The 24242-nt window shown below is 67.7% G+C and carries 20 protein-coding genes and 1 riboswitch; of the genes, 8 read left to right on the forward strand and 12 right to left on the reverse strand.

The annotated features are described in order from the left end of the window. Positions 1-124 precede the first annotated feature (124 nt). From bioB to BMY53_RS06845, 7 genes are read right to left on the reverse strand one after another with little or no spacing between them, the layout of a single operon-like run. Entirely contained in the window at positions 125-1210 is a 1086-nt protein-coding gene (gene bioB, locus BMY53_RS06815; RefSeq protein WP_092944921.1) for a biotin synthase BioB, read from the reverse strand. Next, entirely contained in the window at positions 1207-1926 is a 720-nt protein-coding gene (bioD, locus tag BMY53_RS06820; RefSeq protein ID WP_092944923.1) for a dethiobiotin synthase, read from the reverse strand. The genes bioB and bioD overlap by 4 nt, the downstream gene beginning before the upstream one ends. After that, a complete protein-coding gene (gene bioF, locus BMY53_RS06825) occupies positions 1923-3128 on the reverse strand; it encodes an 8-amino-7-oxononanoate synthase (RefSeq protein ID WP_092944925.1) in 1206 nt (401 codons plus the stop codon). The genes bioD and bioF overlap by 4 nt, the downstream gene beginning before the upstream one ends. After that, on the reverse strand, positions 3118-4467 hold the full coding sequence (bioA, locus tag BMY53_RS06830; protein WP_092944927.1) for an adenosylmethionine--8-amino-7-oxononanoate transaminase: 1350 nt from the start codon (positions 4465-4467) through the stop codon (positions 3118-3120). Before bioA ends, bioF begins: the two co-directional genes overlap by 11 nt. Positions 4468-4496: 29 nt before the next feature. Next, positions 4497-5300 carry an enoyl-CoA hydratase/isomerase family protein gene (locus BMY53_RS06835; protein WP_092944929.1) on the reverse strand — a complete coding sequence of 268 codons (804 nt, stop codon included), beginning with the start codon at positions 5298-5300 and terminating at the stop codon, positions 4497-4499. Beyond that, entirely contained in the window at positions 5297-6703 is a 1407-nt protein-coding gene (locus BMY53_RS06840; protein WP_092944931.1) for a hypothetical protein, read from the reverse strand. The genes BMY53_RS06835 and BMY53_RS06840 overlap by 4 nt, the downstream gene beginning before the upstream one ends. A gap of 34 nt (positions 6704-6737) precedes the next feature. Then, positions 6738-8345, reverse strand: coding sequence for a carboxyl transferase domain-containing protein (locus tag BMY53_RS06845; protein ID WP_092944933.1), 1608 nt, complete (start codon positions 8343-8345; stop codon positions 6738-6740). 241 nt (positions 8346-8586) lie between these two features. Here BMY53_RS06845 and BMY53_RS06850 point away from each other — a divergent pair, with 241 nt between their 5' ends. The 3 genes from BMY53_RS06850 to BMY53_RS06860 all read left to right on the forward strand — a co-directional run bounded on the left by BMY53_RS06850 (position 8587) and on the right by BMY53_RS06860 (position 12393). Then, positions 8587-9381, forward strand: a complete 795-nt coding sequence (locus BMY53_RS06850) for a TetR/AcrR family transcriptional regulator (protein ID WP_092944935.1) — start codon at positions 8587-8589, stop codon at positions 9379-9381. Positions 9382-9730: 349 nt separating this feature from the next. Then, positions 9731-10201, forward strand: a complete 471-nt coding sequence (locus BMY53_RS06855; protein ID WP_092944937.1) for a (2Fe-2S)-binding protein — start codon at positions 9731-9733, stop codon at positions 10199-10201. A gap of 2 nt (positions 10202-10203) precedes the next feature. Beyond that, positions 10204-12393 carry a xanthine dehydrogenase family protein molybdopterin-binding subunit gene (locus BMY53_RS06860; RefSeq protein ID WP_092944939.1) on the forward strand — a complete coding sequence of 730 codons (2190 nt, stop codon included), beginning with the start codon at positions 10204-10206 and terminating at the stop codon, positions 12391-12393. Positions 12394-12436: 43 nt separating this feature from the next. On the opposite strand, the gene BMY53_RS06865 is transcribed toward BMY53_RS06860, so the two are convergent. Next, a complete protein-coding gene (locus BMY53_RS06865; RefSeq protein ID WP_092944941.1) occupies positions 12437-12631 on the reverse strand; it encodes a heavy-metal-associated domain-containing protein in 195 nt (64 codons plus the stop codon). A gap of 277 nt (positions 12632-12908) precedes the next feature. Between BMY53_RS06865 and BMY53_RS06870 the strand changes: the two genes are divergently transcribed. Genes BMY53_RS06870 through BMY53_RS06880 form a run of 3 tightly spaced genes read left to right on the forward strand, consistent with a single transcriptional unit; the run spans position 12909 to position 16770 of the window. Next, positions 12909-15368, forward strand: a complete 2460-nt coding sequence (locus BMY53_RS06870) for a heavy metal translocating P-type ATPase (RefSeq protein ID WP_092944943.1) — start codon at positions 12909-12911, stop codon at positions 15366-15368. Positions 15369-15388: 20 nt separating this feature from the next. Continuing rightward, positions 15389-15829, forward strand: a complete 441-nt coding sequence (gene cueR, locus BMY53_RS06875) for a Cu(I)-responsive transcriptional regulator (RefSeq protein WP_177200776.1) — start codon at positions 15389-15391, stop codon at positions 15827-15829. Continuing rightward, positions 15826-16770 (forward strand): pirin family protein, encoded by a 945-nt coding sequence (locus tag BMY53_RS06880; protein ID WP_092944947.1) that lies wholly within the window; start codon positions 15826-15828, stop codon positions 16768-16770. The genes cueR and BMY53_RS06880 overlap by 4 nt, the downstream gene beginning before the upstream one ends. Here the strand turns inward: BMY53_RS06880 and BMY53_RS06885 are convergent. From BMY53_RS06885 to BMY53_RS06895, 3 genes are all read right to left on the reverse strand, one after another. Further along, positions 16695-18059, reverse strand: a complete 1365-nt coding sequence (locus BMY53_RS06885) for a hypothetical protein (protein WP_143073967.1) — start codon at positions 18057-18059, stop codon at positions 16695-16697. The genes BMY53_RS06880 and BMY53_RS06885 overlap by 76 nt on opposite strands. 161 nt (positions 18060-18220) lie before the next feature. Then, positions 18221-19096 (reverse strand): pirin family protein, encoded by an 876-nt coding sequence (locus BMY53_RS06890; RefSeq protein WP_092944951.1) that lies wholly within the window; start codon positions 19094-19096, stop codon positions 18221-18223. An 85-nt stretch (positions 19097-19181) separates the two neighbouring features. Then, positions 19182-19808, reverse strand: a complete 627-nt coding sequence (locus BMY53_RS06895) for an FMN-dependent NADH-azoreductase (protein ID WP_092944953.1) — start codon at positions 19806-19808, stop codon at positions 19182-19184. 135 nt (positions 19809-19943) lie between these two features. On the opposite strand from BMY53_RS06895, the gene BMY53_RS06900 reads away from it, so the two are divergent. Then, positions 19944-20888: a LysR family transcriptional regulator gene (locus BMY53_RS06900; RefSeq protein WP_092944955.1), complete on the forward strand. Its 945-nt coding sequence runs from the start codon at positions 19944-19946 to the stop codon at positions 20886-20888. Between the two features lie 18 nt (positions 20889-20906). Here the strand turns inward: BMY53_RS06900 and BMY53_RS06905 are convergent, their stop codons facing one another. Further along, positions 20907-21683 carry an energy transducer TonB gene (locus BMY53_RS06905; protein WP_092944957.1) on the reverse strand — a complete coding sequence of 259 codons (777 nt, stop codon included), beginning with the start codon at positions 21681-21683 and terminating at the stop codon, positions 20907-20909. A gap of 360 nt (positions 21684-22043) precedes the next feature. Next, positions 22044-22179, forward strand: a riboswitch (TPP riboswitch). A 147-nt stretch (positions 22180-22326) separates the two neighbouring features. On the opposite strand from BMY53_RS06905, the gene thiC reads away from it, so the two are divergent. After that, positions 22327-24240, forward strand: coding sequence for a phosphomethylpyrimidine synthase ThiC (thiC, locus tag BMY53_RS06910; RefSeq protein WP_092944959.1), 1914 nt, complete (start codon positions 22327-22329; stop codon positions 24238-24240). Positions 24241-24242: the final 2 nt, after the last annotated feature.

Raw genomic sequence — 24242 nt, forward strand, 5'->3', positions numbered from 1 at the left:
TGGCGCGCCGCCGCTTGTGGCTGCGGCTGCCGGCACGCTCCGGTGATGGTCGGGTGGATCTGGGTACGGACAGCCGCCCGACGCGGCTGTGGTGGATTGACGGCCCCGTCAGCCCTTCAGCACCTCAGTGGCAGTGGCCGCAAGCAGCCGCACCGCCAGCGGCAGCGCCTTCACCAGCCGGCGCCGACTCGGCACTCAGGTCGGCTTCGGTGGCGCAGTGCATGCCCAGACGGTCGAGCAGGCGGCGGTCCTTCTGCGCCTGCGGGTTGCTGGTGGTCAGCAGCTTGTCGCCATAGAACATGCTGTTGGCGCCGGCGATGAAGCACATCGCCTGCATGGTCTCGGGCATCTCTTCACGGCCGGCGGACAGGCGCACCATGGCGCGCGGCATGGTGATGCGCGCCACGGCGATGGTGCGGATGAACTCGAACGGGTCCAGCGCCTCGGTGCCGGCCAGCGGCGTGCCTTCCACCTGGACCAGGTTGTTGATGGGCACCGATTCCGGATACGGGTCCAGGTTGGCCAGCTGCGCAATCAGGCCGGCACGTTGGCGGCGGGTCTCACCCATGCCGACGATACCGCCCGAGCACACCTTCAGGCCCACGCCACGCACGCGGTCCAGCGTGTCCAGGCGGTCCTGGTAGGTGCGGGTGGTGATGATCTGGCCATAGAACTCAGGCGAGGTGTCGAGGTTGTGGTTGTAGTAGTCCAGGCCCGCCTCACGCAGCTGCTCGGCCTGCCCGTCACCCAGCATGCCAGCGGTCAGGCAGGTCTCCAGGCCCATGGCCTTGACCTCGGTGATCATCTCGCCGATGGCTTCCAGGTGGCGCTCCTTGGGCGAGCGCCACGCAGCCCCCATGCAGAAGCGGGTGGCCCCGCTGGCCTTGGCCACTCGCGCGGCCTCCAGCACTTCCTGCAGCGGAATCAGCTTCTCGGCCTTCAGGCCGGTGTCGAAGTGCGCGGACTGCGGGCAGTACTTGCAGTCCTCCTCGCAGCCACCGGTCTTGATGGACAGTAGCGTGGAGAGTTGCACCGCGTTCGGGTCGAAGTGCTCGCGATGCACCTGCTGGGCACGGAAGAGCAGGTCGTTGAACGGCAGCTCGAACAGGGCGGCGATCTCATTCACCGACCAGGGCTTGGCATTGCGGCGTTGCTCGTCGGTGGTGGGCGTCAGCGTCTGGACTTGGTTGACGGTCTGCTTCATCGTCATGCTTTCAATGCGTTCAGCAGCAAATGCTGCTGCAGATGCGCGGCCACGGCCGCGGGAGAGGGATCGGTGAGGCGGGGCACATGGCCCCAGCACGGCCCGCCCGTGATCGGGTCCAGGCGCGCGCTCAGTGCGGACAGATTGTCCGCCACATGCGGTTGATGCGGATCGGCGGTGTTCGCTACCCAGCCTGCGATGCGCAAACCACGCGCCAGGATGGCTTCTGCCGTCAGCAACGCATGGTTGATGCAGCCCAGGCGCAGGCCCACCACCAGCACCACCGGCAGGCCCAGGTCCACCGCCAGGTCGGCCGTGTCCCAGGTCTCGGTCAGCGGCACGCGGAACCCACCAACGCCTTCCACCAGCGCCAGGTCGGCCTTGGCGGCCGTGGCTTCAATGGCGGCCAGCAGGGCGTCACGGTTGATGGCACGGCCTTCGAGCCGGGCAGCGATGTGGGGCGCGCAGGGCTCGCGGAATTGCAGCGGGCCGACTTCGTCCGTGGTCAAGCCCAGCGTCTGTGCAGCGTGGAGCTGGGCCACGTCTTCATTCACCCAGGCCCCGTGCGCGTCCTGCGCCTGGCCAGCGGCCAGCGACTTGATCGGCGCCACCCGGCGGCCGAGCTGCCCGAAGGCCTGCGTCAGGCCGGCCGTGATGCAGGTCTTGCCGATCTCCGTATCGGTGCCGGTGATGAAAAAACCGTTGAAGCGTGCGGTGCTCATGCGCAAGCCTCCAGCGCGGCGACCAGACGGTCCACGTCCGCTTCTGTATGAGTGGCGCACAAGGTGATGCGCAGGCGCGCTTCGCCTTTGGGGACGGTTGGTGGACGGATGCCCGGCACCCGCAGACCCTCGCGCTCCAAGGCCGCCGCCAGGGCCATGACCTCGGCATTGCCACCGATGATCAAAGGCTGAATGGGCGTGCAGGACTCGGCCATCCGCCAGGGCAAGGTCGGGTGGCGCTGCAGCAGCGCGGCAATGCCGGCCTGCAGGCGCGCCTGAAGCCGCGCAAGTTGCTCGCGGCGGGCACGGCCTTCGCTGCCCCGGATCAGCGCAAAGCTGGTCAGCAGCGCGTGCTCCACGGCTGGCGGGGAAGCCGTCGAGAAAATGTAGTTGCGCGCGGCCTGCAGCAAATAGCGGGAGATGGTGGCATGAGCCACCACAAAGGCGCCAGCCAGTCCGGCGGACTTGCCCAGCGTGCCCATCACGATCAGCCGTTCGCTGCGCAGGCCAAAGTGCTCCAGCGAGCCCGCACCGCTGGCGCCCAATACCCCGAAGCCATGGGCATCGTCCACGATCAGCCAGGCATCGAATTCCTCGGCCAGCGCCAGCAGCGCAGGCAGCGGGGCGATGTCACCGTCCATGCTGAAGACGGCATCGGTGACGATCAGCTTGATGCGTGCCGTGCTGGCGGCCAGTTGCTGGCGCAGGCCCTGCACATCCACATGCGCGTAGCGGCCGACCTTGGCCTTGGCGAGCCGGGTGCCATCGATCAGCGAGGCGTGGTTCAGCGTCTCGCTGAAGATCTCCGCCTGGGCGTCGCCCAGCGCGGCCACCACCGCCAGGTTGGCCATGTAGCCGGTGCAGAAACCGATCGCCCGTGCCTGCGGAATCCAGGGCGCGAACCATTCACCCAGCTGGGATTCGACCTCGTGGTGAGCACGGGAATGGCCGCTGACCAGCGGGGAGGCGCCGGAGCCTCCACCATAACAACGGACGCCTTCCACCAGCGCGTCTGCAATGGCTGGATGGGCGGCGAGCCCGAGGTAGTCGTTGCTGCAGAACATCAGCAGCTCGCGCGGCTCACCATCGGCGCCGCGCACCACCTGGCGGGGCGCCGTCCCGGTCTCGGCCACGCGCGTGAAGCGGGTGAGGCTCTGGGCCTGGAGCTCGTCGAGCCGGGCTTGCAGGTGCTCAATCAGCATGCAGCACCTCTTCCAGCGTGGCCTGTACCGCCGTGGCGAGGAAGGCGGCCGTCTCGTCGTCGATCAGGTAGGGCGGCATGAGGTAGACGGTCTGGCCGATCGGGCGAATCAGCAGCTCGTGCTGGCGCGCCGCCAGATGGAAGCGCTCGGAGAAGCGCGCCACCTCCGGCTTCACGTCGAAGGCCAGGATGGTGCCGCGCTGGCGAAGGTGGGCCACGCGCGGGTCCGCCGCCAGCGGTGCAAAGGCGGCGGTCAGGCGAGCGGCCTGCTGCTGGTTGGATGCCAGCTGGCCCGCATCAAAACGATCCAGCACGGCATTGGCAGCCGCACAGGCCAGCGGGTTGCCGGTGTAGCTGTGGGAATGCAGGAAACCGCGCGTCACGTCGTCCGACCAGAAGGCCTGGTAGACCTCATCCGTGGTCAGCACCAGCGACAGCGGCATCGTGCCGCCCGTGATGCCCTTGGACAGCAGCAGGAAGTCGGGCCAGTCCGCTGCGTCCGTGGCCGGAGCGGCCAGGGCGCCGGCCGGGTCCGGATTCACCTGGCTCCAGGCGAAGAAGGTGCCGGTGCGGCCACAGCCGACGGCAATTTCGTCGGCGATGAGGTGCACATTGAATTCGCGGCACAGCTGCCGCAGGCTGCGCAGGTAGGACGGCGCATGCATCACCATGCCAGCAGCGCCCTGTACCAGCGGCTCCACGATCACGGCGGCGATGTGCGCGCCGCGCGCTTGCAGCAATGCGCGCATCGCATCCAGTGCCGCCTGCTCGTTGCCCAGGCGCTGGTCCGGCGACATCACGATGTGCGAGCGCATCAACAGCGGGTCGTAAGCATCACGGAAGATGGCCACGTCGGTCACGGCCAGCGCGCCGATGGTCTCGCCGTGATAGCCGTTCTGGAGGCAGACAAACTCGCGCTTGCTGTCCTGGCCGCGATTGCGCCAGCTGTGGAAGCTCTGCTTGAGGGCGATCTCCACCGCGCTGGCGCCATCGCTGCCGAAGAACAGGTGGCCCAGGGCGCCACCGGTGCGCGCGGACAGGCGCTCCGCCAGCCGCACGGCGGGCTCATGGGTGCAGCCGGCCAGCATCACGTGCGGCAGCGTGTCCAGCTGGTGCTTGATGGCGTTGTTCAGGGCGGGGTCGGCATGGCCGAAGAGATTGACCCACCAGGAGCTGTTGGCATCGAAATAACGCCGGCCGTCGTGGTCAAACAGCCAGGGGCCCTGGCCACGGGCGATCGGCAGGGGTGGCACGCGCTCGGCGCGGGCCATCTGCGTGCAGGGGTGCCACACCGCGCGGAGGCTGCGGCGTTGCCAGTCTTGTTGTACTGCTTCAGACATGGGGGCGATTCGAAACGGACATCAGGAATTCAGTCCAGCCAGGCAGGGCGGGACTTGTTGAGAAAGCTCTGCACGCCGCTGCGTCCTTCCGCACTGGCGCGGATGTCGGCAATACGGCGGGCGGTGTCGTCGCGCAGGTCGTGGGTGATGGGTGCGTGCGCCACGTCCTGCACCAGGCGCTTGCAGGCCCGTACGGCCATGGGGCCATTGGCCACCAGGGCGGCACTCAGGGCCTGCACCTTCTCCTCCAGCGAGTCGGCGGTGACCAGCTCGTGGACCAGGCCCAGGCGGTGGGCCTCGGCGGCGGAGAATCGCTCGGCGGTGACGAAGTATCGCCGGGAAGCCTGTTCTCCCAGCGCCCGCACCACATAGGGGCCGATGGTGGCGGGCAGCAGGCCGAGCTTGGCCTCGGAGAGGCAGAACCCGGCGGTATCGACGGCCACGACAATGTCGCATACGGCCACCAGGCCCACACCGCCGGCGTAGACGTCCCCCTGCACGCGGGCGATCAGCGGCACGGGGCAGCGGTAGAGCGTCCACAGCATGTGGGCCAGGCGGGAGGCGTCGGCATGGTTGTCCTCCCAGCTGTAGCCGGCCATGGCCTTCATCCAGTTCAGGTCGGCCCCGGCGCAGAAGGCCTTGCCTTCGGCGGCGAGCACGATGGCGCGTAGCGAAGGGTCGGCGCCCAGCGCCTCGAACACGGCGGTGAGCTCCTGGATGACGGTGTCGTTGAAGGCGTTGCGCACTTCAGGCCGGTTCAGCGTGACCCGCGCCACGGCGCCTTCCCGGGTGACCCGCAGTGCGGTGGTGGACGGCAGGGCGGCGACGCTCATGGCAGGCTCCAGACAACGGTGCGGTTGACCGCGTAAAGGCGGCAGGGCTCTTCCGCCTGGGCGCCCTCCTCGCAGCGCGCCAGCGCACGTGACTGCGCATCGTCGCCGCTGGCATAGGCGGAGCGGGACTGGCCGTTCATGGCGAACGCGCGCGGCAAGGGCGCGGCCAGGAAGGTCCGGTAGAGGCGGCGCAGTTCCGGCCCGGAGGGTGGCAATGCGGACGGATCGTCCACATCGGCGCGGCCCGGGTCGGTGTCGGGCGGGTACGGCAACGCGCCCGGAATCTCCACACCCAGGGGCTGCAGAAACTCGTCCACCAGCGGCTGCCATCGGTCGTTGGCATCGGTGAAGAGCCGATGGCCGTCCAGGCCCACGGGCGGCAATTGCCGCCAGGTCATGGCCCCACCGGCGTCCCGGTAGCTTTGCGCCCACTGGTGAGGCCACCGGGCGCCGAAGAAACGGTCGTTCTCCGCATAGAGCCACAGGGTGGGAACCGGCCGGGGCTGCAAGCGCTGTTCAGCGCCCAGCTGTGCCATCTCCTGGCGCAGCAGGTCCGGCCGGCAGGGGCTGCCGGGCACCTCCGGCCGGCCACCGTGTCCCCCGGAGAAATTGATGACGGCCAGCACAGCTGCGGTGTTGCTGCTGCCATCGCCATCGCCAGCACCATGGCCATCGTCAACGCGATCGGGGCGCTTGGCAGCGTCTTCGCTCAGGGCTGACAGCGCGGCGAAGCCGCCGACGGACTGGCCCACCAGCACCGTGCGGGATGCGTCGATATCGGCTTGGCGGGCCATGAAGCGCAACACCGCGTTGATCTCCTGGGCAGCCGCGCGCAGCGCGGGGGCATAACGCGGCTGGTCGCAGTTGAGGCTGGACTCGGGGTCTCCGGCGGACGCCAGCTCGCCATAGCCCAGCCGCAGTGGCACGGCCACCGCGTAGCCCTTGCGGATGAAAAAGCGGGCCGCCGACTCGTAACGTTGGCGCTCGTAGTGGGCGCGGGCACGCCAGTCGCGTCCGTGGTTGATGACGGCCAGCGGGAACGGGCCCGGGCCCGCTGGGCGGAACACCGTGACGGGCAACGCCCCTGCCACCGTGCGGCCACTGGCATCCTGCACCTGGGCCTGCACATGCTCGATGCGTTCGCGCAGGTCCGGCGCCCAGGATTCGACCATGCGCACGGGCGCGGGCCGGGGCGCTGGTTGAGTTGCGGGCTGGATGGCGGGCTCCGCGGCTGGTGCGGTCTCCCGGGCCCGGTCCGGCGGTGGGCTGGCCTGGTCTTTCAGGACACGCGCCTGCACGGGTGCGGCGCCCACGATCAGCGCGAGGACAAACGCATACACAGGCGCCGCCAGCGGCCCACGCTTCAGCGCATCGATGGGGGAGCTCGGCGGGCTGTTGTTCATGAACACGGGGCTGGCGGGGCGATGGCGCCGATCATCACATGCGGAAGACGCCGAAGCGGGTGTCCGGCACGGGCGCATTCAGCGAGGCGGACAGGCCCAGGGCCAGCACACGGCGGGTATCGGCGGGATCGATCACGCCGTCGTCCCACAGGCGAGCGCTGGCGTAGTAGGGATGGCCTTGCGCCTCGTACTGTGCGCGGATGGGCGCCTTGAACGCCTCTTCCTCCTCGGAGGCCCACTGGCCGCCCTTGGCCTCGATGCCATCGCGTTTGAGCGTGGCCAGCACCGAGGCGGCCTGTTCGCCGCCCATCACTGAAATGCGGGCGTTGGGCCACATCCACAGGAAGCGTGGCGAATAGGCCCGGCCGCACATGCCGTAATTGCCGGCGCCGAAGCTGCCGCCGATGATCACCGTGAACTTCGGTACCTGGGCGCAGGCCACGGCGGTCACCATCTTGGCGCCGGCGCGGGCGATGCCCTCGTTCTCATACTTGCGGCCCACCATGAAGCCGGTGATGTTCTGCAGGAACACCAGCGGGATCTTGCGCTGGCAGCACAGCTCGATGAAGTGGGCGCCCTTGTTCGCGCTCTCGGCGAACAGGATGCCGTTGTTGGCCACGATGCCCACGGGCATGCCCTCGATGTGAGCGAAGCCGCATACCAGCGTGTTGCCGTAGCGGGCCTTGAACTCGTCGAACGCGCTGCCGTCGACCAGGCGTGCGATGACCTCGCGCACGTCAAACGGCTTGCGGGTATCGGTGGGGATCACGCCGTGCAGCTCGCTGGGGTCATGCAGCGGTGGGCGGGCGGGCTGCATCAGCAATTCGCCCTGCTTGTGCCAGTTCAGCCGCGCCACCGACTGGCGGGCGATGGCCAGGGCGTGGGTGTCGTTCTCGGCGAGGTGGTCGGCCACGCCGGACAGGCGGGTATGCACGTCCCCACCGCCCAGGTCTTCGGCACTCACCACCTCCCCGGTGGCGGCTTTCACCAGGGGGGGGCCGCCCAGGAAGATCGTGCCCTGGTCCCGCACGATCACGGTTTCGTCGCTCATGGCGGGCACATAGGCGCCGCCGGCGGTGCACGAGCCCATCACCACGGCGATCTGCGGGATGCCTTTGGCGGACAGGTTGGCCTGGTTAAAGAAGATGCGGCCGAAGTGGTCGCGGTCGGGGAACACCTCGTCCTGATTGGGCAGGTTGGCGCCGCCTGAATCCACCAGGTAGAGGCAGGGCAGGCGGTTCTGGTCCGCGATCTCCTGGGCGCGCAGGTGCTTCTTCACGGTGATCGGGTAGTAGGTCCCGCCCTTCACTGTGGCGTCATTGCAGACGATCACGCATTCGACGCCCGAGACGCGTCCGATGCCTGCGATCACGCCGCCGCCGGGGGCGGCGTTGTCGTACATATCCAGGCCTGCCAGGGGGGCGATCTCCAGGAACGGCGTGCCGGGATCCAGCAGCATTTCCACCCGGTCACGCGGCAGCAGCTTGCCGCGGGCCACGTGCCTGGCGCGGGCGGTGTCTCCACCGCCTTGGGCGATGGTGGCCAGCTTCGCATTCAAGTCCTCGATCAACGCACGCATGGCGTCCGCGTTCTCCTTGAACTCGGCCGAGCGGGCATTCAGCTGGGTGGACAGCACGGGCATGAAGTCTCCTGGGCGTCTTCTTCCTGTCTGAGCCTCTGACGGGGAGGACACGTCATGGCCTGAGCAGAAGAAGACTTTATGAGTGTTGCTCAATTCAAGCGATGTCCCGCCTCTTGGGCGGCCACCGCACTGTCGGCTCAGTGGTAGCTGCGGCCGAGCGAGGCGCGAAGCATAAGCCAGAAGCGCGGGCTCAACAAGAAGACTTGAGCCCGGCTCAATAACTGATCACAATCGGGCCCCCATGAGCTCCCACGCCTCTTCCCGGTCGACCAAGTCAAGTTCCGCGACGGCGACGCTGCCTTCGCAGCGCCGTGCGCCGATCAGTGCCAAGGCGGAGCAGCGGGTGAAGGACATTCTTCGGGAGAGCCGGGCGGTTTTTGCCGAGCGTGGGTACGAGCGGGCCACCACCACGGAGATTGCGCAGCGGCTGGGGGTTTCCGAGGGCACGGTCTTCACCTATTTCCGTGGCAAGCGCGAGCTATGCATGCGGGTCATTGGGGACTGGTATGACGAAATCATTGCGGCCATCGAAAGTGGGCTACCGCGGGAGCGCCCGATCCGGGACCAGCTTGAATTCGTTGTTCACACCCACTTGCGGCTGTTCCTCATTCAGGGCACGGGGCTGTGCGAGCTGGTGCTCTCCGAGGGGCGCAAGCGCGAGGCCACGCTCACGCTCAGCCAGGACGATGGGCAGGCCTTTGGCGCGGCGTTTGTGGATCTGCAGCGGCGCTACACCGCGCCGCTGATGGACCTGCTTTCGCGGGGGCAGGCCAGCGGCGAGGTCCGGCAGGACATTCCTCTGCGCATGTTGCGCTCGCTCGTTTTTGGCCCCATGGAGCACATGCTCTGGGAGGTCATCATTGCGGGGCGCGAGATCCAGGTGGACCGAGCTGCGGCCGACCTTGTGGCGCTGCTCTGGCCGGCCTTGCAGGCCCCGGACCAGGAGCTCCAGGCCTTGCGCAGGCTCAAGGAGCAAATCGTGGGTGCGTTGAACCAGTCCACGGCTGTATCGACGGCTGCTCGAGTGTGGAAGTAGGGGATGGGTGGGAGTCCTTGGTTCTGGAAGGTGACGATCCGGGTGCCTTTTGCGGAAGTCAAGGGAGGAAAGGCCCGCGAAGCGGGACAGGAGGGACATGAAGCAAAAGGTAGCCGGATCGGCACCTTCTGGCGGTGGCAGAGGATTGCAGGAAGTGGCAGAGGGTTGCAGGGAGTGGCAGAGGCTGGCACCGGGTGGCCGAAGATGGCGCCTCAAACGTGCACTCCCCTCGTAGGATCCGGCAACCCCCCAACGGATTTTCGCGATACGCTCTCGCACCTCGCCCGGCGCCCCCGCCCATCCGGGACTGGAAAAAGTGCGACCGTGGCATCCCCCTGGAGGAGAAGTCATGACGATCAAGCTCACGGTCAATGGAAAGCAGGTCTCGCTGGAGGCCGACCCGCAGATGCCCTTGCTCTGGGCCTTGCGAGAGCAGCTTCAACTGACCGGCACCAAATTCGGATGTGGCATGGCCTTGTGCGGTGCCTGCACGGTCCATCTTGACGGGCAGCCTGTGCGCTCCTGCCAGACGCCGCTAGAAGCGGCTGCTGGCAAGAAGATCACCACCATCGAAGGTGTGGCTGCCACGCCTAGCGGCAAGGCGGTTCAGTATGCGTGGCTCAAGATTGACGTTCCCCAGTGTGGCTACTGTCAGAGCGGCCAGATCATGAGTGCCTCGGCACTGCTGGCCGGCAACCGCAAGCCTTCCGACGCGGACATCGACAACGCCATGAGCGGCAACATCTGCCGCTGTGGCACCTACAACCAGATCCGTGCGGCCATCCATGATGCGTCCGCCCACCTGGCCAAGGGAGGCTGACCATGAGCAACACGGTTGAACGCGCCACCATTGGCAGCCCCACCCGCCGCGGCCTCCTCAAGACGGGCGCCGCCCTTACCCTCTCCTTCACGCTGCCCCTGGCCGCCGGCCGGTTCGCAATGGCCCAGGGCCAGTCCCAGGGCCAGGCCGCCCCCGACGCCCCGGCCAGCAACACCTTCGCCCCCAACGCCTGGCTCCGCATCACCCCGGACAACCGCGTCACCGTCCTCTGCGGCTCGGCCGAAATGGGTCAGGGCGTGCTCACCGCCATTCCCATGATGCTGGCTGAAGAGCTCGACGCGGACTGGTCCCTGGTCAGCGTGGAGCAGGCACCCGTGGACCAGGCCTACAACAACCCCATGTTCGGCATGCAGGCCACCGGCGGCAGCACCACCGTCCGCGCCCACTGGACCCCGGTCCGCCAGGCCGGCGCCGCCGCACGCCAGATGCTGGTGGCGGCGGCCGCCCAGCAATGGAAGGTGCCCGCCGAGTCCCTGCGGACCGAACGCGGCCACGTCATCGGCCCGGCGGGCAAGAAGGCCAGCTACGGTTCGCTGGTGGCCTCGGCCGCCACGATGCCGGTCCCCGACAAGCCTGCACTGAAGGACCGCAAGGACTTCCGCATCATGGGCAAGCCCACCAAGCGCCTGGACAGCGCCGCCAAGATCAATGGCACCGCCAAGTTCGGCATTGACGCCCATGTGGACGGCATGCTCATCGCCGTCATGGCACGGGCCCCCATCGCGGGCGCCAAACCCAAGGCCTTCGACGAAACCAAGGCCAAGGCGGTGCCCGGCGTCCGCAAGGTCATCACCCTGCCTTCCGGCGTCGCCGTGCTGGCCGATGGCTACTGGGCGGCACGCCAGGGCCGCGAGGCGCTCGCCGTCGAATGGGACCTGGGCCCGCATGCCGACCTCTCGCAGGAGAAGATCTCCGCCGCACTGGACCAGGGCCTGAAGGACGCCAAGGCCATGGCCCGCGAAGACGGCACGCTCAGCGCCGAGGCCGGCGCCACACGGGTCAACGCCCAGTACGAGGTGCCCTACCTCGCCCACGCCTGCATGGAGCCGCTGAACTGCCTGGCCTGGGTCGAGGGCGACTCGGTCACCATCTGGGCCGGCACCCAGAGCCAGGGCCCGGCGCAGGGCATCCTCGGCCAGGTGGCGCAGGTCACCCCCGCCAAGGTCAAGGTCAACACCCTGCTGCTGGGCGGCGGGTTCGGACGCCGCTTTGCGCCCGACTTCACCATCGACGCCACGCTGCTCTCCAAGATCAGCGGCAGCCCTGTCAAGCTCATCTATGCCCGCGAGGACGACATGGGCGCCGGCTTCTACCGGCCGACCTCCCGCGTGCGCTTCGAAGCGGCCCTGGATGCACAAGGCCGGCCGCTGCAGCTGAAGGCGGATGTGGCCAGCCCGTCCATCATGGCCGCCTCGGGCTTCATGAAGCTTCCGGACACCGGCGTGGACAGCATGGCGGTGGAAGGCCTGGCCGACCACCCCTACAGCATCCCCAACCAGCGCATTGCCTACGGCCGTGCGGAGCCGGGGCCGCAGGTGTGGTTCTGGCGTTCGGTGGGCCACTCGCAGAACGCCTTCTTCGTGGAGAGCTTCATCGACGAGTTGGCCCATGCCGCCAAGGCCGACCCGCTCAAGTACCGCATCGCCCTGCTGGACAAGCAACCCCGCGCCAAGGGCGTGCTGGAACTGGCCGCCGCCAAGGCGGGCTGGGGCACACCGGCCCCCAAGGGGCACTTCCGCGGCCTGGCGGTGGCGGAGAGCTTCGGCACCTTCGTGGCCGAAGTGGCGGAGGTGTCTGTCGGGGACGACGGGTCCATTCGTGTCCACAAGGTGACCGCGGCGGTGGACTGCGGCCAGACCGTGAACCCGCAGACCATCGCGCGCCAGATCGAAGGCGCGGTGGTGTATGGCTTGTCGGCGGCACTCTACGGCCGCATCACCTTCAAGGACGGGAAGGTGGAACAGAGCAACTTCCACGACTACCCGGTGCTGCGCATGAACGAGATGCCCAAGGTGGCCGTGCACATCGTCAACAGCCTTGAAGCGCCCGGCGGCATCGGGGAACCCGGCACGCCACCCATCGCGCCGGCGGTCGCCAATGCCATCTTCGCCGCCACCGGCAAACGGCTGCGCCAGCTGCCATTCGACAGCGACGCGCTCAAGAAGGCCTGATCAGCCAGGCCCTGCGCCGGGAGGCGCGGGGCCTGCCGTCACCTCAAGCCGCAGGCGGATACCCCGCCTCGGCCAGCACGGCCGCCAGGCGTTCGCGCTCCAGCGCGCTCTGCACCTTCACCGTCTTTTGCTCCAGGCTGACCTGCACGTCGGCCTGGGCATCCGCATCCTTGAGGGCTTCAGTCACGGCGGCCAGGCAATGCCCGCAGCTCATGTCAGGCACCTTGAATTCATACATGTCGGACCCTCCCGAAAACAAAACATAAAAGCGCAACCGCAACGCTACCTCAGCCAGATGACGTGAGCGTGCAAGTCCGGGCCTTTCACCCCACGTTCACCCGCCGACACATTCCGCCCCGAGAGGCCACCTCCGCAGTTTCAGAATGCGCAGGCGCAAGCGTAAACCTTTCCACGGTGGCAAGGTCAAGGGACCACCCCTCGCACGGGCCCAGACCCCTATCTCCATCAGGGCATGGCCTTGACCTTCCCATCATGGCAAGCTCGAGACTTCCGCCATGAATGAAACCTCCACCCTCCCCCCACCGCCGGCCGGCAGCACCCGCCCGGCGTCGACTGCCGTGGAACTGCTGCTGCCCATCCAGGGCATGACCTGTGCCAGTTGCGTGCGCCGGGTCGAGAAACGGCTGCAGGCCATTCCGGGCGTGGTGGGAGCGGAAGTCAATCTGGCGACCGAACACGCCACAGTTCGGTCCGACGCCAGCCTGCCGTTGTCCACCCTCAAGGCCGCTGTGGTGAGTGCCGGTTTCAGCGTGCCCGAGCAGGCCGTCCAGCTCGCCGTGGCCGGCATGACCTGCGCCAGCTGCGTCAGCCGCGTGGAGCGAGCTCTGAAGCGGGTGCCAGGGGTCGAGAGCGCCGAGGTCAACCTGGCCACCGAGACCGCCCAGGTGCGCGCCCTGGCAAGCGTGGACACCAGCACCTTGTTGGCCGCCGTCTCCAAGGCGGGTTATGCCGCCACGCTGCCCGGCGACGTCGACATCCCCAGCGACGGCTCGGCCACCGGTCCGGTCCCGCCGCCATGGGCCGCCACCGGCTGGCCCGTGGCGCTGGCGGCACTGCTGTCGGCGCCCCTGGTGCTGCCGATGGTGGGCCTGCTGTTTGGCCGGCACTGGATGCTGGCGGGTTGGGTGCAGTGGCTGCTCGCCACACCGGTGCAGTTCTGGTTGGGCGCCCGTTTCTACCGTGCCGGCTGGGCTGCACTGAAGGACCGCAGCGGCAACATGGACCTGCTGGTGGCCCTGGGCACCAGTGCGGCCTACGGGTTGAGCCTGTTCGGCTTGCTCACGCAGCAGGGCCACGCCCCACTGTATTTCGAATCCGCCGCCGCCGTGATCACGCTGGTGTTGCTGGGCAAATGGCTGGAAGCACGTGCCAAGCGGCAGACACTGGGCGCTCTGGCGGCACTCAAGGCCCTGAGGCCGGACACGGCGCGCGTGCGCCGGGACGGCGCCGACGTGGAAGTGCCGCTGGCACAACTGCGGCTGGGAGACACGCTTGCGGTCCGACCTGGCGAGCGGGTGCCGGCGGACGGCCGCATCCTGGACGGCCACAGCCTGGTGGATGAATCGATGATCAGCGGCGAGAGCCTGCCCGTGGCCCGCTCGGCCGGTGATCCGGTGGTCGGCGGCGCCGTGAACGGTGAAGGGCTGCTGCTGGTGACCGTGACCGCACTGGGCGCGGAATCCACGCTGTCCCGCATCGTCCGGCTGGTGGAAGGCGCCCAGGCCCGCAAGGCCCCCATCCAGCGGCTGGTGGACCAGGTCAGTGCGGTGTTTGTGCCAGTGGTCATCGCCATTGCCGTGCTGACGCTGCTGGCCTGGGGGCTCGCCACCGGTGACTGGCCGCAGGCCCTGATCCACGCGGTGGCCGTGCTGGTGATCGCCTGCCCCTGTGCCCTGGGTCTCGCGACGCCGGCCGCCATCATGGTGGGCACCGGTGTGGCGGCTCGCCATGGGCTGCTCATCAAGGACGCCCATGCCCTGGAACAGGCCCGCGCGGTCACCACCGTGGTGTTCGACAAGACCGGCACCCTGACCGAGGGCCGCCCCCACCTGCGCCGCATCACCGGCTTCAACGGCATGGCCGACGAGGAAGCGCTGCAACTGGCCGCTGCCTTGCAGCAGGGCAGCGAACATCCGCTGGGCCGCGCCGTGCGGGATGAGGCCCGCCATCGCGGCCTGCCCGTGCTGGCGGCTGCAGGCACCCGCGCCACCGCAGGCCGAGGCATACAAGCGCAAGTGAAGGGCCGCGAACTGATGCTGGGCAGCACCCGCTGGCTTGCCGCTCTCGGGGTGGCAACCGACTGGCTGGACGCCCAGGCGGCGTCCGCCCACGCTGAAGGGATGACGGTCTCCTGGCTCGCGCAACAGCGCGGGAGCCAGCCACCGTTGCCGCTGGCCTTGCTGGCCTTCGGCGACCGCACCAAGGCGGCGGCCGCCGAGGCGGTGCAACAGCTCCAGCGCATGGGCTTGCGCACCATCATGCTGAGTGGCGACAACCAGGCTGCCGCCGCCGTCGTGGGCCGAGAACTGGGCATGGACGAGGTGCATGCCGAGCTGATGCCCGAGGACAAGGCACGCCGTGTGGCGGCCCTGCGGGCCGAAGGCGCGCAGGTGGCGATGGTGGGCGACGGCATCAACGACGCCCCCGCCCTGGCCGCCGCCGATGTAGGCCTGGCCATGGGCGGCGGCACCGACGTGGCAATGGAGACCGCCGGCATCACGCTGATGCGCGGCGATCCGCGCCTGGTGGCGCAGGCCATCAGCATCTCCCGCGCCACCGTGCGCAAGATCCGCCAGAACCTGTTCTGGGCCTTCATCTACAACCTGCTGGGCATCCCGCTGGCGGCCCTGGGGCTGTTGAGCCCGGTGATTGCTGGCGCGGCCATGGCGCTCTCCAGCGTGTCGGTGCTTGGCAATGCGCTGCTGCTGAAGCGATGGAACGGAGACCGGCCATGAATGAGACCCTGCGTCCTGCCATGCACGATTCCCTCAGCGACACCACGCGCACCGGCGCTCCCTGGACCATCGGCCAAGCCGCCGAACGCTCGGGGGTGTCCGCCAAGATGCTGCGCCATTACGAACAGCTCGGCCTGCTGCCCCCGGTCGCCCGCACGGAAGCGGGCTACCGGCTGTATGGTGAGCGGGAGGTGCACACGCTGCGTTTCATCCGCCGTGCGCGCGACCTGGGTTTTTCCATGACCGAGATCACCGAGCTGCTCGCCCTGTGGCAGAACCGCCGCCGCGCCAGCGCCCAGGTCAAGCGCATTGCCGAAGCCCACATCGCCGACCTGGACCGACGCATGGCCGAGATGCAGGCCATGCGACGCAGCCTCGCGGCGCTGGCCAGTTGCTGTCACGGTGACGACCGCCCCGATTGCCCCATTCTTGACGACCTTGCACAAGGAGCTCACCCATGAGCCTTGACTCTGACTACACGCCCGCCCGCTGGGAGCGCCTGCAGGCGCATCTGGGCGATGTGGGTGGCCTCACCATCCGACGGGCCCTGCCCACGCCCAAGCACCGCATGGTGGGCGCCTGGTGCTTCCTGGACCATGCCGGGCCGGCAGACCTCCCGCCGGAACACCCGATGCGCGTGGGCCCGCATCCGCACACCGGGCTGCAGACCTTCAGCTGGCTGATCGAGGGCGAGATCCTGCACCGGGACAGCCTGGGCTCCGAGCAGGTGTTGCGCCCGGGGCAGGTCAACCTCATGACGGCCGGGCGCGGCATCAGCCATTCCGAAGAATCGCTGACCTCGCGGCTGCAACTGGCACAGCTCTGGATCGCCCTGCCCGATGCCATCCGCCAGGGTTCGCCCGCCTTTGAGCACTTCCCGACGCTGCCCAACTTTCGCACCGGAGACTTCGACACCACGCTGCTGGTGGGCGAGTGGGCCGGCCACCGCTCGCCGGTGCCCAGCCACTCCCCGCTGCTGGGCATGGACCTGAGCGCCGGCGCCGCCGCTGCGGCCGAGCTGCTGCTGCACCCGGACCATGAATACGGCCTGATGGTGCTGGAGGGCGAGCTGTCCGTGCAGGTGGATGAGGAAGACACCGGCCTCAGCGCACCCGGGCAACTGCTCTATGTGGCGCCGGGTGCAAAGTCCCTGCAACTGCGCAGCGGCGGCGGCAAGAGCCGCGCGCTGCTGCTGGGCGGGCCGCCATTCAACGAGCCGGTGTTGCTCTGGTGGAACTTTGTCGGCCGCACGCGGGAAGAGATGAACGGTTATGCCGCCGAATGGAACCAGCACGAGGATGGGGGCGTCTTTGGCCGGGTGCAGGGCTACAACGGTCCGCGCCTGCTGGCGCCACCCGTGCCGCCACTGAAGACACCGGTGCCCCCGACACCCTTGTCCTGACTCGCTGCCGGGGCAGTGGCCGGGCGGCTCCGGGTCTGGGATGACGATGAGAAGTGGGAGCCCGCGGGCGCGGTATGCGGTCTTGTGTTCGTTGACGGCCCCTCCCTGAGCGACGGACTTTCATTGTCCGAGTCCGATATTTCTTCGTCGGTCGGGCTCGGCGGATCCAGCGGGAGCATGGCCGCACCGGACACGACGGGCGGGGCACTCCGTGGCCATGGCTGGCGGCCTGCATGGAGATCGGGCTCCTCGTCAGAACGCAACTCGGGCAACTGCCTCTGGAGCTGGCGAGTCAGTTGGTCGGCGTTATGCAGATCCCAGCTTGCGGCCCTTTCGCCACGGCGCGGCGGCTGCACCAGCAGACGCTGAAGGTCAAAGCGCAGCGATTTCCCGAAGAGTGCCAGGGTGCCGCGAACCGCCTCTTCCTGGAGCGGCTGGAGCGTGCCTGCGGCTGGGGTTTGATAGCCCCATGTATATTCGAATGCGCCTTGGACACGCTTGAGCACCTCGTGCGCGACCAACAGCATAGCCGCGCTCTGCTTCTCCTGCAGGCGCTTGGCGGCGCCATTGAGCTCTGCAGCGGTCATTGCCCCCCCCGGGCCCGCAACCGCCGGCCTGCTGCTGTCGGCCAGTTCGAACCCGAACCCGAACCCGGTGAGCAGGTCCTGCACTCGGCGGTCAAGCAGTTCCTTGTTGCCGGCGAGGCGGAAATCCGTCGACCGGAGATAGGACGACAAGATGTTTTCATAAAGCATCTTCCGGATGGCATGCGCATCTTGGCCGCCTTCCGCGCGACACCGCAGGAAAGTGAGGGCGCCCCCCAGGACCTTGGCGGGTTGTGCCCCGGGCTCGACCAGCCGCCGCGCCAGCATGCCGCAAACCACCGAGCGGTCCGAGAGATCGACTGACCCTTCGTGCAGCAATCTGACCACCGCCAATAGCCACCGCTTGCCGTGGCCCATCATTTGCGCGTATTGCTCATGGTCATCCTGCAGGAAAGGGCCCAGTTTCATCAGCGCCTCACCTGCCTCTCCACGTGGATCGACATCGGCCAGCATCGCCCCCAGAAGGCTCAGCGCCGTAGCAATTTCGAGCCGAGCGAGACCTGCCTGGGGGGAGCGGAGGAAGACGGGGAAAGTACAGTCCCCGTCGAAGAAGGCTTGCGGCGACAGCGCAATGTTCAAGCCCTGCTCCCGCTCGGAGAAGGACATGGTTGCGATCGCTGCCGAGGCTTCCTCTTCCAGCGTTGCCCATCGATGCGGCGCGCCCGCGCCTGGAATGTGATTCATGAGTCGCCTCCCGATATTGGTGTGCGATCTCAGTCGGGCGAAGGCTGTAGAAGTTCGCCTCAAGAGCAGGGCAAGCGCGGGGCGTACATGCGGCATGGGCAGGCCCACTGGCCCTGCCCATGCGGCACTCGTGTCAGGCACCTCTTGTCAGGTGCCTCGTGTCAGGCGAAACGTCCGGCCTGGAAGTCCCGCACCGCCTGCAGCAGCTCACCCTCGGTATTCATGACGAAGGGGCCGTACTGCGCGATGGGCTCATTCAGCGGCTTGCCCGCGATCAGGATGAGCCGCGCGCCTTCCTCTGCTGCATCAAAGCGCACACCGTCGGCGCCGGCCGTGTTGGCCAGGATGGCCATGCGCCCGGCGGGCACCTTGCAACCGGTGTCGAAGCGCACCGCGCCGCGATAGACATACAGGAAGGCGTTGTGGCCCTCCGGAATGGCTTGCTCGAAATGCGCCCCAGGTTGCAGGTGAACATCGAGGTACAGCGGCAAGGTGGCATCACGCTGGATCGCGCCGGCCACACCGTGGCTGTCACCCGCAATCACCCGGACCGTGGCACCCGGCAGCGAGACCTCGGGGATCTCACCGCTGGGAATGTCGCGGTACCAAGGGTCGCGCATCTTGTCGCGGCCCGGCAGGTTGAGCCACAGCTGAAAGCCTTCCATGCGGCCTTCCTGCTGTTCCGGCAGCTCCGAATGGACCACGCCACGCCCGGCGGTCATCCATTGCACACCGCCGCTGCCCAGCAGGCCTTCATTGCCTGCCGAGTCGCGATGGCGCATGCGGCCTTCGAGCATGTAGGTCACGGTCTCGAAACCCCGGTGCGGATGATCGGGAAAACCGGCGATGTAGTCGTCAGCGTTGTCGGTGCCGAAGGCATCGAGCATCAGGAAAGGGTCAAGCCGGCGCTGCAGGTCCTGGGTCAGCACGCGGGTGAGCTTGACGCCCGCCCCGTCGCTGGTGGCCATTCCCTGGACCAGGCGCTCAACCTGGCGAGGTGTCGCGATGGTGGAGACCGGGGAAACAACGGCAGACATGACAGATTCCTTTCCTGTGAATCATCTGGGCTCAGAGGCGCCAGTGGGGGGGGGCCAACCAGCCCGAGGGCTGGAAGAGGCGCGCTCAGGCGGCCTGAGCTTCGCCCAGCAGGGCGGCGATTTCGGCACGGGCGCTGGCCAGGCCATGGGCGGTGGCTTCCGGCCCCATGTTCAGGCCCTCAGCGTAGACGAAGTCCACGTTGGTCATGCCCAGGAAGCCCAGGGTCACCTGGAGGTAAGGCACCACATTGTCGGTGGCCTGGCCACGGTGCACACCGCCGCGCGAGGTCACCACGATCACCTTCTTGCCGGTGACCATGCCTTCGGGGCCATTGGCGCCATAACGGAAGGTCACGCCAGCACGGGCCACCGCGTCGATCCAGTTCTTGAGCTGCGAGCTCACGCCAAAGTTGATCATGGGCGCTGCGATCACGATGACATCGGCGGACTGCAGCTCGGAGATCAACGCGTCGTTCAACGCCACACGCGCTTGCTGCGAAGGGCTGCGCTGGTCGGCCGGGGTGAACAGCGCACCCAGCGCGGCTTCGTCCATCGGGGGCAGCGGGTTGGCGGACAGGTCGTGCACCACGGCCTTGGCGCCGGCCTGGCGGGCCACGAGGCCAGCCACGACTTCATTGGCCAGCAGCGTGGACACGGAACCCTGGCCGTCTTGCAGGCGGCGGGCGCTGGAGTTGATTTGCAGAATGTTCATGGTGACTCTCCGGGTTGATCAGGTGTGTGAGGGAATGGCTTCACTGTATTGATCCCCTCTGCGCACCGGAAGACTGCGCTTTGGATAAGATTGTTCCACTGATAGAACAATCGGGGCCTCACGGCCCCCACCGCCATGAGCCTGGATGCCGACGACCTGCTGGTATTTGCCCGTGTGATGGAAGCCGGCAGCTTCAGCCGCGCGGCGGAGCGTCTTCATCTGCCCAAATCCACCGTATCCCGGCGCATTGCCGCGCTGGAAGAGCGTCTGGGCGAGAAGCTGCTGCAGCGCAGCACCCGGCGGTTGAACCTGACCGAGTTCGGCCAGGGCGTGCTGGACCATGCCCGCGCATTGGCCGGCGAGGTGGACAGCGCACTGGCACTGGCCCTGCATCGCCAGCAGCGCCCCACCGGACGGCTGCGCGTGTCCATGCCGGCGGATTTCGCCCATCAGATGCTGCGCCCCATGCTCAGCCAGTTTGTGGGTGACTATCCGGAAGTCCAGCTGGAGCTGGACCTGTCACCCCGCCGGGTGGACCTGATTGCCGAAGGTTTCGACATCGCGGTGCGCATGGGGGAGTTGCCACCCGACAGCCAACTGGCCGCGCGTCGCATGGCCATGTTTGGCAGCGGTCTGTATGCCGCACCCGCCTACCTGCAGCGCCACGGTGAGCCCCAGATGCCGGAGGGGCTCACCAGCATGCATGGGCTGATGATTCTGGGGCGGGCCGGCGACCCCCTGCCGTGGCGCCTGTTCGGCATTCACGACGGCACGGCGGACGAGCAGCGCACCTGGGTGGGCGTGCCGGAGCGGCGCACCTTGGTGAATGCGCCGGACATGCTGTTGCATATGGCCCGCGCGGGCCTGGGGATCACCTGGGTGGGCAACCAATATGCGCAGACCTTCGTGGATCAAGGGGAGCTGGTGCGGGTGCTGCCGCAATGGTGTGCGGAACCCTCGACCTGCTGGGCGGTGTTCCCGCAGCGGCGGCTGATGCCGCTGCGCACGCGGGTGTTCCTCGATGCCATGGCGGCGACGCTGTCGCCGTTCGACCAGTCCGGGATGTTCAAGCAGCGCTAAGCCGGCCCCGGATGGCCCTCAGTCCATCTGGAAGCCGATTTCGACGCTGACCGAGCGCGGCTTGTTCACTGGCGCAAAGCGCCACTGCTTGACGGCAGCAATTGCTGCCGCGCTGAGTTTGCGGTCCGGCGACTTGGTGGCCTCGACGGCATCCACCGAGCCATCCGGCTGTACGGTGAACTTCACCATGACCGAGCCATTGCGTTGCTGGGACAGCAGCGAACGCGGGTACTCCGGGTCCACCTTGCTGAGCAGGCGCAAAGGCGACTCTTCCTCCGCCACCGGTGCCGGCTCGGGCTCGGGTTGCGGCAGAGCCGGTGTGCCCACGACAGGCGTGGTGGCCGGGGCGGCCATGGCCATCACCTCGGGTACACGGCCCATGAAGGCGGGGGCGGTGGTCTGCTGGGTCTGGGTGTCGGCAGGCGTGGCCGTGGCGGCTGCCGCCACGGTCTTGCTGTCGTCCTCCGCCTTGCGCGCTGGTGCAGCGGCCTTGGCCACCACAGTCGGCGCCTTGGGCTCGGCCTTGGCTTCGTGTTTTTCAGGCTTGTCGGGCTTGTCGGCCTTCTTGGTCTCGCCCTTTTCCGCGTGGAACTTGATCCACTGGAAGACCTTGTCCGCATCGCGCTTGGCACGCTCGACATCGCTGAGCTGCTGGGCCTTGGGGTCGGTTGCCGCAGCGCCTGCAGCGCTGGAAGCATTCGCCCCCGGCGTCTGCGCGCTCGCACCCCCACCCACCAGCAACAGGCACACGGACAGACAGCTTGGCCAGATGACCTTGAAACTACGGCTGCTCATGATTCCCACCCTCTTGAAGCTTGGTCGCCGATTCTTCTTTGTAAACAATTGCGCGGCGAGGAGCGACAAAGTGTAAGAAGTCACCCGCGCGACCTCTCCTCAGTGTTTGCCCGGGGTCCGGGTCCGGAATGATGGAGTTGTCGGAAATTTCACAAATCGTCACAGGCTCTCCAGCGCCGATATATTGGCGCCGCATGTGCTTATGCGTGGTCATGGCGCTGGCACGGTGCTGAATGGGGCCTCGCGGTGCATGCAGCACCATGGGCGGGCGCACCGCACCAGTTCGCCCACCACGGCCTGCGCCAGGAAACCGTCACGGGCATGGCGCTTGAGCCACCGCCGTGAAGGCTCCTATACTGCGCGCCTGCTCCGGGGAGCCCTGGACCGCGTGAATGAACACGCGGTCCCGATATGGGCTGAGACATGGCGATGAAGCCGTGGACCCGCTGAACTTGATCCGGTTCGTACCGGCGTAAGAAGAGCCTGCCCCTTGAGCCATCCCTCGCGGATTCCTTGTGGCCGTGCATGGCGCCCTCCTGGTCTGGGAGTGCCCTTGTCCGCTGCATCATGCTCCCGGGACCTGTTCCGACCGCGCCCGCGTTCCGTTCAGGCCCAGCCTCCGGTGCCCCACCGGAGAAGCCTGATGTCGCAACACCTGCCCCCTGCCCCTTCCACCGATAGCGCCGCACCCGCATTGGATGTGCACCAGCGCCTGGCCGCCAGCCGGGCGCCGCTACCCGCCTCCAGCAAGACCCATGAGCCGGGTGTGCTGCATCCCCACCTGCGCGTGCCGTTGCGAGAGATCCTGCTGACCAATGGGGAACGCATCGCCGTCTACGACACGTCGGGCCCGTACACCGACCCGGCCGAGTCCACCGACGTGCGCCTGGGGCTGCCAACGCCGCGCGCGGCGTGGATCGAAGCCCGCGGCGACACCGAGCCCTACACCGGCCGCCCCATCCAGCTCTTCGACGACGGCCTGCGGGAATCCCATCAGCAGCAGGCGTTGCGCGCCCAGACCGATGCCCTCACCCGTGCCCCGCGGCGCGCGCGGGCCGGCGGCAACGTCAGCCAGATGCACTACGCCCGGCGCGGCATCATCACCGCCGAGATGGAGTACGTGGCCATCCGCGAAAACGGCCGCCGCGCCTGGATGAAGGAGTATTGCGCCGACACCGAACGCGAGGACCGTCTGCGCGGCCAGGGCCTGGGGGCCAGCATTCCTGGCTTCATCACGCCGGAATTCGTGCGGGACGAGATCGCGCGCGGCCGCGCCATCCTGCCGGCCAACATCAACCATCCCGAGCTGGAACCGATGGCCATCGGCCGCAACTTCCTGGTGAAGGTCAATGCCAACATCGGCAACTCGGCGGTGAGCTCCGGCATCGAGGAAGAGGTCGAGAAGCTGGTGTGGGCCACCCGCTGGGGGGCGGACACCGTGATGGACCTCTCCACCGGCCGCAACATCCACACCACCCGCGACTGGATCATCCGCAACAGCCCCGTGCCCATCGGCACCGTCCCCATCTACCAGGCCCTGGAGAAGGTGGGCGGCGTGGCCGAAGAGCTGACCTGGGCGCTGTTCCGGGACACCTTGATCGAGCAGGCGGAACAGGGGGTGGACTACTTCACCATCCATGCCGGCGTGCGCCTGCCCTTTGTGCCGATGACGGTGAAGCGCCGCACCGGCATCGTCTCGCGCGGCGGCTCCATCCTGGCGAAGTGGTGCATTGCGCATCACCGCGAGAACTTCCTCTACACGCACTTCGAGGAGATCTGCGAGATCATGAAGGCGTACGACGTGAGCTTCTCGCTGGGTGATGGGCTGCGCCCGGGTTCGCTCGCGGACGCCAACGACGAGGCGCAGTTTGCCGAGCTGCGCACCCTGGGCGAACTGACCAAGATCGCCTGGCGACACGATGTTCAGACCATGATCGAGGGCCCGGGCCATGTGCCGATGCACATGATCCAGGCCAACATGACCGAGCAGCTCAAGCACTGCGACGAAGCGCCGTTCTACACCCTGGGCCCGCTCACCACGGACATTGCACCGGGGTACGACCACATCACCAGCGGCATCGGTGCCGCGATGATCGGCTGGTTCGGCTGCGCCATGCTCTGCTATGTGACGCCCAAGGAGCACCTGGGCCTGCCCGACCGCGAGGATGTGAAGCAGGGGCTGATGGCCTACCGCATTGCCGCCCATGCGGCCGACATCGCCAAGGGCCACCCCGCGGCGCGGGCGCGCGACGACGCGCTCTCCAAGGCGCGTTTCGAGTTCCGCTGGGAGGATCAGTTCAACCTCGGCCTGGACCCGGAAACCGCCCGTGAGTTCCACGACGAGACCTTGCCCAAGGACAGTGCCAAGGTGGCGCATTTCTGCTCGATGTGCGGGCCGAAGTTCTGCTCGATGAAGATCACGCAGGACGTGCGGGAGTACAGCGCGCGGCTGGAAGCCGACGGAGCCCCGGAGGGCATGCAGGCGGGCATGCAAGCCAAGAGCGCGGAGTTCCGCGCTGCGGGCAGCGAGCTCTACATCCCCATCCAGCCGGCCTGAGC

Source organism: Roseateles sp. YR242 (assembly GCF_900109745.1).
GTDB lineage: Bacteria > Pseudomonadota > Gammaproteobacteria > Burkholderiales > Burkholderiaceae_C > Roseateles.

Excerpts from the sequence above, each read along its gene's own strand:
- bioB (WP_092944921.1), bottom strand. The coding sequence starts at position 1,210 with ATGACGATGAAGCAGACCGTCAACCAAGTCCAGACGCTGACGCCCACC.
- bioD (WP_092944923.1), bottom strand. The coding sequence starts at position 1,926 with ATGAGCACCGCACGCTTCAACGGTTTTTTCATCACCGGCACCGATACG.
- bioF (WP_092944925.1), bottom strand. The coding sequence starts at position 3,128 with ATGCTGATTGAGCACCTGCAAGCCCGGCTCGACGAGCTCCAGGCCCAG.
- bioA (WP_092944927.1), bottom strand. The coding sequence starts at position 4,467 with ATGTCTGAAGCAGTACAACAAGACTGGCAACGCCGCAGCCTCCGCGCG.
- BMY53_RS06835 (WP_092944929.1), bottom strand. The coding sequence starts at position 5,300 with ATGAGCGTCGCCGCCCTGCCGTCCACCACCGCACTGCGGGTCACCCGG.
- BMY53_RS06840 (WP_092944931.1), bottom strand. The coding sequence starts at position 6,703 with ATGAACAACAGCCCGCCGAGCTCCCCCATCGATGCGCTGAAGCGTGGG.
- BMY53_RS06845 (WP_092944933.1), bottom strand. The coding sequence starts at position 8,345 with ATGCCCGTGCTGTCCACCCAGCTGAATGCCCGCTCGGCCGAGTTCAAG.
- BMY53_RS06850 (WP_092944935.1), top strand. The coding sequence starts at position 8,587 with ATGAGCTCCCACGCCTCTTCCCGGTCGACCAAGTCAAGTTCCGCGACG.
- BMY53_RS06855 (WP_092944937.1), top strand. The coding sequence starts at position 9,731 with ATGACGATCAAGCTCACGGTCAATGGAAAGCAGGTCTCGCTGGAGGCC.
- BMY53_RS06860 (WP_092944939.1), top strand. The coding sequence starts at position 10,204 with ATGAGCAACACGGTTGAACGCGCCACCATTGGCAGCCCCACCCGCCGC.
- BMY53_RS06865 (WP_092944941.1), bottom strand. The coding sequence starts at position 12,631 with ATGTATGAATTCAAGGTGCCTGACATGAGCTGCGGGCATTGCCTGGCC.
- BMY53_RS06870 (WP_092944943.1), top strand. The coding sequence starts at position 12,909 with ATGAATGAAACCTCCACCCTCCCCCCACCGCCGGCCGGCAGCACCCGC.
- cueR (WP_177200776.1), top strand. The coding sequence starts at position 15,389 with ATGCACGATTCCCTCAGCGACACCACGCGCACCGGCGCTCCCTGGACC.
- BMY53_RS06880 (WP_092944947.1), top strand. The coding sequence starts at position 15,826 with ATGAGCCTTGACTCTGACTACACGCCCGCCCGCTGGGAGCGCCTGCAG.
- BMY53_RS06885 (WP_143073967.1), bottom strand. The coding sequence starts at position 18,059 with ATGAATCACATTCCAGGCGCGGGCGCGCCGCATCGATGGGCAACGCTG.
- BMY53_RS06890 (WP_092944951.1), bottom strand. The coding sequence starts at position 19,096 with ATGTCTGCCGTTGTTTCCCCGGTCTCCACCATCGCGACACCTCGCCAG.
- BMY53_RS06895 (WP_092944953.1), bottom strand. The coding sequence starts at position 19,808 with ATGAACATTCTGCAAATCAACTCCAGCGCCCGCCGCCTGCAAGACGGC.
- BMY53_RS06900 (WP_092944955.1), top strand. The coding sequence starts at position 19,944 with ATGAGCCTGGATGCCGACGACCTGCTGGTATTTGCCCGTGTGATGGAA.
- BMY53_RS06905 (WP_092944957.1), bottom strand. The coding sequence starts at position 21,683 with ATGAGCAGCCGTAGTTTCAAGGTCATCTGGCCAAGCTGTCTGTCCGTG.
- thiC (WP_092944959.1), top strand. The coding sequence starts at position 22,327 with ATGTCGCAACACCTGCCCCCTGCCCCTTCCACCGATAGCGCCGCACCC.